The 9772-nt window shown below is 61.4% G+C and carries 8 protein-coding genes and 2 tRNA genes; 5 read left to right on the top strand and 5 right to left on the bottom strand.

Features of this window, described 5'->3' with window-relative positions:
* Window positions 1-80: 80 nt before the first annotated feature.
* The 3 genes from ACIQ39_RS16700 (at window position 81) to ACIQ39_RS16690 (ending at window position 943) form a co-directional block, all read left to right on the top strand.
* Window positions 81-157: transfer RNA gene (locus tag ACIQ39_RS16700), tRNA-Asp, on the top strand.
* 200 nt (window positions 158-357) lie between these two features.
* Entirely contained in the window at window positions 358-831 is a 474-nt protein-coding gene (locus tag ACIQ39_RS16695; RefSeq protein WP_396435728.1) for a MerR family transcriptional regulator, read from the top strand.
* 35 nt (window positions 832-866) lie between these two features.
* Window positions 867-943: transfer RNA gene (locus ACIQ39_RS16690), tRNA-Pro, on the top strand.
* A 148-nt stretch (window positions 944-1091) separates the two neighbouring features.
* Here the strand turns inward: ACIQ39_RS16690 and ACIQ39_RS16685 are convergent.
* A complete protein-coding gene (locus ACIQ39_RS16685; RefSeq protein WP_396435727.1) occupies window positions 1092-2261 on the bottom strand; it encodes an NAD(P)/FAD-dependent oxidoreductase in 1170 nt (389 codons plus the stop codon).
* Entirely contained in the window at window positions 2258-3181 is a 924-nt protein-coding gene (locus ACIQ39_RS16680) for an ornithine cyclodeaminase family protein (RefSeq protein WP_396435726.1), read from the bottom strand. Before ACIQ39_RS16680 ends, ACIQ39_RS16685 begins: the two co-directional genes overlap by 4 nt.
* Window positions 3182-3449: 268 nt before the next feature.
* Here ACIQ39_RS16680 and ACIQ39_RS16675 point away from each other — a divergent pair, with 268 nt between their 5' ends.
* Entirely contained in the window at window positions 3450-4028 is a 579-nt protein-coding gene (locus ACIQ39_RS16675; RefSeq protein ID WP_396435725.1) for a restriction endonuclease, read from the top strand.
* Window positions 4029-4091: 63 nt separating this feature from the next.
* On the opposite strand, the gene argA is transcribed toward ACIQ39_RS16675, so the two are convergent.
* The 3 genes from argA to ACIQ39_RS16660 are packed head-to-tail and all read right to left on the bottom strand — an operon-like array spanning window position 4092 to window position 6156.
* Entirely contained in the window at window positions 4092-5438 is a 1347-nt protein-coding gene (argA, locus tag ACIQ39_RS16670) for an amino-acid N-acetyltransferase (RefSeq protein ID WP_396435724.1), read from the bottom strand.
* A 17-nt stretch (window positions 5439-5455) separates the two neighbouring features.
* Window positions 5456-5893, bottom strand: a complete 438-nt coding sequence (locus ACIQ39_RS16665) for a TA system VapC family ribonuclease toxin (protein ID WP_396435723.1) — start codon at window positions 5891-5893, stop codon at window positions 5456-5458.
* A complete protein-coding gene (locus ACIQ39_RS16660) occupies window positions 5890-6156 on the bottom strand; it encodes a ribbon-helix-helix protein, CopG family (RefSeq protein ID WP_396435722.1) in 267 nt (88 codons plus the stop codon). Before ACIQ39_RS16660 ends, ACIQ39_RS16665 begins: the two co-directional genes overlap by 4 nt.
* Window positions 6157-6262: 106 nt before the next feature.
* Here ACIQ39_RS16660 and hrpA point away from each other — a divergent pair.
* Window positions 6263-9772: ATP-dependent RNA helicase HrpA (gene hrpA / locus ACIQ39_RS16655; protein ID WP_396435729.1), on the top strand; the 3510-nt coding region annotated here is incomplete at its 3' end.

The raw sequence follows: 9772 nt of genomic DNA, 5'->3' as shown, positions 1-9772 counted from the left end.
GGTTCGAATCCCCGTAGGGTCGCCAAGTTTTGTAGCACTTGGCCAGGCTGTTCAGGCACTGGCAGAAGTTACAGCTATCAGGAGTGGTAGTTCAGTTGGTTAGAATACCGGCCTGTCACGCCGGGGGTCGCGGGTTCGAGTCCCGTCCACTCCGCCAAAACCTAAAAGCCTAAGTAGTTTCTACTTAGGCTTTTTTGTTGAAGCCTCTTGATGAGTGCCAGCAAAGCTGATTTTGTCGTGTGTTTTTTGAGTTTGCTCTTTACAAATCAAGGCCGCGCCAGGCAAGAGCGATCGTGCTGGACTTGGCCAATACACTTGCAGTAAGCTCCACTCTTTTCAGGCCACCCGTTGTCAGTTATGGACTCTTTGCTTCCCATCATTCCAGCCAAGCGCTATTTCACGATAGGTGAGGTGGGCGAGCTGTGTGGTGTCAAGCCCCACGTCTTGCGCTATTGGGAGCAAGAATTCACGCAACTGCGACCGGTCAAACGCCGGGGAAACCGTCGCTACTACCAACGTCATGAAGTCATGATGATTCGGCGCATTCGCGGCTTGCTTTATGACCAAGGTTTCACCATCAGCGGTGCCCGCAATAAACTCTTGGAGTTGATGCACAACGATCCCCAGAACATGGATGTTGCCGCGCTGTACGCTGACTTTGCAGACGAAGCCCTTCACGCTGGGTCGGCCGATGAGCAGGCGCTGGCGCATGAAAAACAAGCGGGCAACTTGAAGTTGCATTTTTTGGGCTCAAATCCAAACTCAGACCCCAGATCAGATGGTGCGATCCGCGAATCGCTGATGCAAATCCGTGACTTGCTCAGTGACTGAGCATGGCTTTATTCACGCTATAATCCAACGCTTGTCGGCGTGTAGCGCAGCCTGGTAGCGCACTTGCATGGGGTGCAAGGGGTCGCGAGTTCGAATCCCGCCACGCCGACCAAATGAACCAAGGACTTAGCTTCGCAAGGGGCTAAGTCCTTTATTCATGGTGTTTTTAAATTTGCCCTCTGCCCCAAGGCTGATGCGCCAGTTGTGGCTTGCGCGCAGGCTTGGGGCCCAGTGTTGGTCATTTTGTGGGCCGCAGGGCCTTAGCCAATCACCTGCAGCTCACGCAGCGGCCGGTTCTCCAGCAAGCGCTCAAAACCCAGTTCATCCACGGCGATGGTTTGAGATTGCCCATTCAGCATCCATTCGGCCAACGCCAAGCCCGCGCCCGCTGCGTGCTGCATGCCGTGGCCCGAAAAACCGTTGATGAAATACAGGTTGCTCAGCTCCGGGTGCGGGCCAATCACGGCGTTGTGATCAAAGTTGTTCATCTCGTAATAGCCCGCCCAGGCGCGCTCGACACGCAAAGCGGCCAGCGCCGGGATGCGGTGGGCCAGTGAGGCCCATTGTTCGTCGCTCCACTCGTTCCAATCGGGCTCCAGCGGCAGGCCGGGTGCGGTGTGCAAGGGCTCGGCACCGGTGATCAAAAACCGGCCTTCGGGCCGCAGCCACCAACCGCTGGGGTCGATCAGCAAGGGGCACTGCGCCAGCACCTCGGGGCAAGACAGCACAAACACCGTGCGCCGCGCAGCTTCGACCGGCAAGGCCACCCCGGCCATGGCCGCCACCTCGGCGGCCCAAGGTCCAGCGGCATTGACCACTTGGCCGCAGGGCAAGTTGGCGCCACTGGCCAGCCGCACCGCGCTGAGCTGCTGGGCCGTGTGGTCCATGCCCACCACCCGGTCGTGCACGCGCGTCACGCCTTGCGCCAGGGCTTTCTTTAAAAAAGCCTGGTGCAGGGCCGGACCGTCAAACCAGCCCTCACCGCTCAGGCCCAAGCTGCCCAGCGCCACATCGTCCACGTTGAGCCATGGGTAGCGCTGGCGCAGCGCTTCGGGGCCCAGCAAGGCCACGTCGGCCCCGGCTTGTTTTTGAATGTGGTACGCGGTTTGCAGGGCGCTCACCTGTTCGGGCTGGGCCAGGTACAGGTAACCGGGTTCTTGCAAGCCCAGTGCCACCGGGTGGTCGGGCAGGGCCAGGTGCTGCTCGGCCTCGCGCAAAAACGCGATGCCGTACTGGCTCAAGCGGATGTTGACCGGGCAGGTGAATTGCTGGCGAATCGAGCTGGCCGAGAGCGAGGATGAGGCTTTCTCAAAGCGCGTGTCCGACTCGACCAGGGTGACGCTCAGCCCCGGCTGCAAGCGGGTCAACCAATAGGCGGTGGCCGCGCCCATCACGCCGCTGCCCACGATCACCACGTCGGCGCGCTTCATGTGCGGGCGCTTTCGGCCAAGGCGGCGCGGTAGACCAAACGGGCGGCCACGGTGTCTTCGACCGCCTGGCCAAGCGACTTGAAAATGATGGTGGTGCCCGCAGGCGGTGGCGCGACGCGGCCACACAACACCTCGCCGATCTCGGCTGCCACTTGGGCGCCTGAGAGCAACACATCGCCCGATTCTTTTTCGGCCGCTTCGCGCTGGTCGGCCACCACCCAATGATTCATGGCCACGTCGTCCAATTCGCGCCAAGTGGGGCGGGGCGCGCCCACGGCGGCGACAAATGCCCCGGGCTTGAGCCAAGCGCCGTGCAGCACCGGCGTGCTGGCGTTGGTCACGGTGCACACGATGTTGGCCCCGCGCACCGCCGCTTCGGCGCTGGCACAAGCCACGCCGCTGATGTCGCGTGCGCATTGCTGCGCGTTGGCCGCGTTGGGGCTCCACACCCGAATCTCACTGACCTCGCGCACGGCGCGCAGCATTTGCGCGTGGCTGCGGGCCAGCACACCGCTGCCCAGCATGGCCACCACTTGGGGGGTGCGCGGCACCAGTGCGTCGGCTGCCACGGCAGAGGCCGCTGCCGTGCGCATGGCGGTGATGGTGTTGCCCTCCATCACCGCCAGCGTTTGGCCCGTGGCCGGGTCCATCAGCACGATGGTGCTGAGCAAAGTGGGCAAACCTTTTTGCGCGTTACCCGGGACCAAGGTGATGAGTTTGGTGCTGAGCGCGTCGCCCAGTTGGGCGGGTTTCAAAAACAGCAGGCCGTCCTGGGCGGCATCGCCGATGGGCATGACCATGCGCAGGGGCTGCACCACCTGGCCCAGCGTCAAGGCCACCAAGGCTTCACGCACGCTCTTGAGCAGGTCGGGCACGCTCAGCAGTTGCTGCACACGGGCTTCGTCAAAGTAGTGGACCATGGCATCTCCAAGGGTTTACAAGGCAAGGCATCTGGTCGATTGAAGCACGCGGATCGCTGCATGGCAGTCACTTGCACGATTGTCTGCAGCTGCAGCCTTGGGCATCACGGCGGCCTTGGCTTGTTGGTTGGCTTGCGCATGGCCCCTGCACGGCTTGGCTCAAGGTATGGGGCATAACGATGGTGGACAATCGGGCTTGTTTTTTTGTGCCCATGGTTTTGCCGCATGGTTTTGCCGCAGTGTTGGCCCCCGTTGACCGGAGTCGTTTGTGAAATTCAAAATGTCAGAGAAGTCGCTTTTTGCGGTCTTGTTGCGCTCGCCTTGGTGGGTGAGCTTTTTGTTGGTGGCCGTGATTGCGCTGGGCGCAGGGGCTTTGTTGCCCAAAGAGTACGCAGGTGTGGGCATGTTGGGAGGTTTTCCATTTTTTGTGATTGCTTGCATGGCTGCTTGGCGACAGCGCAAGCTGCCCAGCGCGGCGGTGGTCGAGAAGGCGATGCAAAGCCTGTCCAGCATGGGTTGGCGTGATTTTTCAGCGGTCTTGGAATCCGCCTTTGCGCGCCAGGGTTACACCGTCACCCACTTGAATGGCGCAGCCGACTTGCAGCTGGAAAAAAAAGGGGTGCTCACCGTGGTCAGTGCCAAGCGCTGGAAAGCGGCGACCATCGGCGTTGAGCCCTTGCGCGAGTTGGTGGCTCAGCGCGACACGCTCCAGGCCAGCCACAGCGTTTGCATCACATTGGGGCAAGTCAGCGCTAAAGCCGGTCTTTATGCGGCAGAAAATCGTGTCACCCTCATTTCAGACACCGACTTGGTGGCCTTGACGGACGAAGTCCTCCGAACCATCTGAGCAGCTGATCAGCCAAGCAGCCAAGCAGCCAAGCAGCCAAGCAGCCAAGCAGCCAAGGCAAGCTCAAAGTTTTTTCACCAACACTTGGCTTTTGCGGTCCCAGTTGTATTTGCGTTTGCGCGCTTCGGGCAGCCAGTCGGGGTCGTGCTGCACAAAGCCGCGTTTGATGAACCAGTGCATGGTGCGCGTTGTGAGCACAAAAATGCTTTTGACACCCATGGCGCGGGCGCGTTGTTCGATGCGCTTGAGCACCTTTTCGCCGTCGCCCTGGCCTTGCGAATGGGGCGACACGGTGAGTGCCGCCATCTCGGCCGTCTTGGCTTCGGGGTAGGGGTAGAGCGCGGCGCAGGCAAAGATCACGCCGTCGTGGTCGAGGATGGTGTAGTGGTCGATGTCGCGCTCGATCTCGGTGCGGTCACGCTTGACCAAGGTGCCGTCTTTCTCAAACGGCTCAATCAGTTGCAAGATGCCGCCCACATCGTCGGCGGTGGCCTCGCGCAGCTCTTCCAATTTCTCGTCGATGACCATGGTGCCGATGCCGTCGTGCACATACACCTCTAAAAGCAGCGAGCCGTCCACCGCAAAGGGCAGGATGTGCGAGCGCTCCACGCCTTCTTCGCAGGCTTTGACGCAGTGCTGAAGGTAAAAACCGATGTCGGTCGGCTCGGTTGGCCGAGGCAGCGAGGCCAGCAACTGCTTGGCAGCGGCCAACGGCAGTTCGGTGTCGATGGGGTTGTCTTCGCTGGCGGGTGCGTGTGGCTCGATGCGAATGCCCGGCACCTCGGTCAAAAAAATCAGCTTGTCGGCCTGCAACTCGGTGGCCACGCTGGTGGCCACTTCTTCCATGGCCAGGTTGAAGGCCTCGCCCGTGGGCGAAAAACCAAAGGGCGAGAGCAGCACCATCGCGCCCATGTCCAGCGTGCGCATGATGCCGTCGACGTCGACCTTGCGCACCAAGCCCGAGTGGATGAAATCCACACCGTCCACAATGCCCACGGGCCTGGCCGTGATGAAGTTGCCCGACAACACCCGCACGGTGGAGCCCGCCATGGGCGTGTTGGGCAGGCCCTGGCTGAAAGCCGCTTCAATCTCGTAGCGCAACTGGCCCGCTGCCTCTTGGGCGCAGTCCAAAGCCACGCTGTCGGTGATGCGGATGCCGTGCGAGTATTTTGGGGTGTGGCCCTTGGCCCTGAGCTGTTCGTTCACCTGCGGGCGAAAGCCGTGCACCAGCACGATCTTCACGCCCATGCTCTGGATCAGCGCCAGGTCTTGCGCCAAGTTTTGCAGCTTGCCTGCGGCAATGGCCTCGCCCGCGATGCCCACCACAAAGGTCTTGCCTCGGTGCATGTGGATGTAAGGCGCGACCGAGCGGAACCAGGGCACGAAGGTGAAATTGAAGACGGTGGACATGGACGATGACAGTGGGTTCAGGGCTTGAGCAAAAGAAGTTGGTCTGCAGGCAGCAGACGCGAAAAATCGCGGTCGAATGTGCAGAGTGTCTCACCGGATTGCATCACCGTTGCGGCGATCCACGCATCGGTGATCAGATTGCCGCTGACTTGTTGCGTCAGACACACTTGCCGCAGATGCGGCCAGTTCGTTCCTTGGGGCTGAAACTGCACGCCGGGACAGCTGAGCAGGCTGTCCACAAAGTCGGTCACATGCTGCAAGGGATCGGTTTCTTTGAAAATCTTGGGGTGGGTGGTGATGCGCAAAAAGCCCGTGACCACGGTGCCCAGCAGCACCAAACTGTTGCGCCCGTGGGCAGCTTGGCGCACGGCTTCATCCAGCCATGTACGGGCGACTGGGTGGTGGGGATGGTCGGGCCTGAAAGCGGCCACCAACACATTCACGTCTGGGGTCATGCCAGATTTTTCAGATCCATGCCCGCGTCCATGGCGTCGTAGAAGGAACTGTTGCTGCTGGGGTCTATGCCCGGCTTGAGACCCCCACGGGCTTGAGACACCGGCAACTTGGGAATCACCACCGGGGCGGCAGGCATGTCTTGCCGCACATAGGCCGCCAGCATCTCGCGCACCTTGGCGCTCAGCGAGGTGCCTTCTTGGATGGCTTTGATGCGGGCTTGTTTGACAAGGTTTTCGTCGAGCGAAATGGTCAGATTGGTCATGAAAAATCTCCGTCCAGAAAGTTCACGTGAACCAGTGTAGCACGTGAACACGTGTCGTGGGATAATGCAGGCCGTGACCGAGCCCGCCAACCCCACCCCCCTGCAAATCGACTTTCCCGAAGGCCTGCCCGTCTCGGCCCGCCGTGACGAAATCATGGCCGCCATGGACCAGCACCAGGTCATCATCGTGTGTGGTGAAACCGGCTCGGGCAAGACCACACAGCTGCCCAAAATCGCGCTGATGCTGGGGCGCGGCAAGCTCAACGCCAAGCCGGGTGAACGCGCCCGCATGATCGGCCATACCCAGCCCCGCCGCATTGCGGCCAGCTCGGTGGCCAAGCGCATTGCCGAAGAGCTCAAGACCCCGCTGGGCGAGGTGGTGGGTTTCAAGGTGCGGTTCCAGGACCGTCTGAGTAAAAACGCATCCGTCAAACTGATGACCGACGGCATCTTGCTGGCCGAAACCCAGACCGACCCGCTGCTGCAAGCCTACGACACCCTCATCATCGACGAGGCGCACGAACGCAGCCTGAACATCGACTTCTTGTTGGGCTACCTGCGCCAGATTTTGCCGCGCCGCCCAGACCTCAAAATTGTGGTCACCTCGGCCACCATCGACGCCGACCGCTTTGCCAAACACTTTGCCTCACGCCATGGTCCGGCCCCGGTCATCATGGTGTCTGGTCGAACTTTCCCGGTGGAGCAGCGCTACCGCCCGTTTGAAGAATCGCGCGACTACGGCTTGAACGAGGCCATGGCCGATGCGGTGGACGAACTCTGGCAAGGCGGAACCGCGGGCGACATCCTGATCTTTTTGCCCGGCGAGCGCGAGATCCGCGAAGCCGCCGACCACCTGCGCAAACACCTGTCGCACCAGCCGCTGACCCGCAACGCCGAAGTGCTGCCGCTGTTTGCCCGCCTGTCGCAGGCTGAGCAAGACCAGATTTTTGAAGCGTCCAATGGCCGGCGCATTGTGCTGGCCACCAACGTGGCCGAGACTTCGCTCACCGTGCCGGGCATCCGTTACGTGATTGACGCCGGCACGGCCCGCGTCAAGCGCTACAGCCTGCGCAGCAAGGTCGAACAACTCATGGTTGAACCGATCAGCCAGGCTGCGGCCAACCAGCGCGCGGGCCGTTGCGGCCGGGTGGCCAACGGCATTTGTATTCGCCTGTACGACGACAAAGACTTTGCGGGTCGCCCACGCTTCACCGACCCGGAAATTTTGCGTTCGTCTTTGGCGGGCGTGATTTTGCGCATGAAGTCGCTGCACCTGGGTGTGGTGGAAGACTTTCCCTTCATCGAAGCGCCGTCCAAACGCGCCATCACCGACGGCTACCAGTTGCTGGCCGAGTTGGGCGCAGTCGACGACGACAATGAACTCACCCCGATTGGCCAAGAGTTGGCCCGCCTGCCGCTGGACCCGCGTGTGGGTCGCATGATTTTGGAAGCGCGTGGCCGCGAAGCGCTGGACGAAGTGCTGGTGATCGCCAGCGCCATGAGCGTGCAAGACGTGCGCGACCGCCCCATGGACGCGCAGGCCCAGGCCGACCAGCAACACGCCAAGTTCGACGACGACAAGAGCGAATTCACCGGCTATTTGAAGCTGTGGAAATGGATCCACGACGCCCGGGGCGGCGAACCACATGCCCGTTCTGCCGTCATTTCAAGTGCGGGCATGCAAAGCGGACAGAAAATCATGGATCGCTTCGTGCCTCGCGATGACAAACCCTCCGTCATAGCGAGCCAAGCGCGGCAATCGAACAAGGGCATGGCGAGCGAAGCGCGGCAATCCAGTCACCTTAGTGCGAGCCAAGCGCTTCAATCGAACAAGGGAATGGCGAGCCAAGCGCGTCAATCGAACAAGGGCATGGCGAGCGAAGCGCGGCAATCCAGTGGTGTTCAGGCTGGATCGCCACGTCACGTCATTGCCCGCAATGGCGCAGCCCAAACCGCGCAGCCCACCCACAAACTCAGCAACCGCCAATATGAACAGTTGCTGCGGCAAAACTTCATCAACATCCGCCGGGTGCGCGAGTGGCGCGACACCCACACCCAACTGCTGACTGTGGTGGCCGAGCACAAGTGGCGCATCAACACGCAGCCGGCCAGTTATGAGCAACTGCACCTGTCCATGTTGGCGGGTCTGCTGGGCAACGTGGGCTATAAGCTGGAAGACGAAGAAGCCTATCTGGGCGCACGCGGCATCAAGTTCCACAAACACCCCGGCGCGCACCTGAGTAAAAAACCGGGCCGCTGGATCGTGGTGGCCGAACTGGTGGAAACCACGCGCCTGTTTGGCCGGGGCATTGCGGCGATTGAGCCGCAGTGGCTGGAGCAAGTCGGCGCGCATTTGCTCAAGAAACAAGTGCTCGACCCGCATTGGGAAAAGAAGTCGGCCGAAGTGGTGGCGCTGGAACGCGCCACGCTCTATGGCTTGGTGGTCTACAGCGGCCGGCGCACGGCCTACAGCCGGGTGGACTTGCACGGCGCGCGCGAGATTTTCATCCGCGAAGCACTGGTGGGTGACCAGTGGGAAACCAAGCTGCCGTTTTTAGCGGCCAACCACCAGATGATCGCCAAAGTCGAAGAGCTGGAGCACAAGTCGCGCCGCCAAGACGTGCTGGTGGACGAGGAGCTGATCTACGCTTTTTATGACCAGCAAATCCCGCGCGAGGTGTGCAGCGGCCGCTTGCTGGAAGACTGGTACCGCACCGAGACCGCCAAACAGCCGCGCTTGTTGCTGCTGAGCCGCGAAGAGCTGATGCGCCACGAGGCCGCAGGCATCACCACGCAGGCCTTTCCCAAACAGATTCGTTTGGGCGGCACCGACTGCTCGGCGGTGTACCTGCACCAGCCGGGCGATGCGCGCGACGGCGTCACCGTCACAGTGCCCTTGTTTGTGCTCAACCAAGTGAGCGAAGACCGCTGTGAATGGCTGGTGCCCGGCTTGCTGAAAGACAAAATCCAGGCCCTGCTCAAAAGCCTGCCGCAGCGCCCGCGCAGCCGCTTTGTGCCACTGCCCGAATCGGCCACGCGCTTGGCGGCCGAGCTGTCGGCGCCCGAGTTGTTTGGCAGCGGCTCATTGACCGATGTGTTGCTGAAAAAGTGCCGCGACGAAACCAGCCTGGACATCAAGCGCACCGACTTCAAACACGAGATGCTCAGCCCGCATTTGTTCATGAACCTGCTGGTGGTGGACGAACACGGCCGCCAGATGGGCATGGGTCGCAATTTGGGTGCGCTCAAAGGCGAGCTGGGCGGCAAAGCGCGGGGTGCTTTTCAGGCGCTGGCGCAGATGAAAGTGGCTAGCTTCATGTCGGGCGAAGCGCGGCAACCCATGGATCGCTTCGTACCTCGCGATGACAAAGCCACCGTCATTGCGAGCGAAGCGCGGCAATCCAATGACACGCAGGCTGCGTCGCCACGACGTGCCACAGCTCGCGACGACAAAGCCTCCGTCATTGCGAGCGAAGCGCGGCAATCCAATGACACGCAGGCTGCATCGCCACGACGTGCCACAGCTCGCGACGACAAAGCCTCCGTCATTGCGAGCGAAGCGCGGCAATCCAATGACACGCAGGCTGCATCGCCACGACCTGCCGCTGCTCGCGAC

It is taken from the genome of Limnohabitans sp. (genome assembly GCF_044361645.1).
Classification (GTDB): domain Bacteria; phylum Pseudomonadota; class Gammaproteobacteria; order Burkholderiales; family Burkholderiaceae_C; genus Limnohabitans_A.
This window is presented reverse-complemented; position numbering and strand designations above follow the sequence as displayed.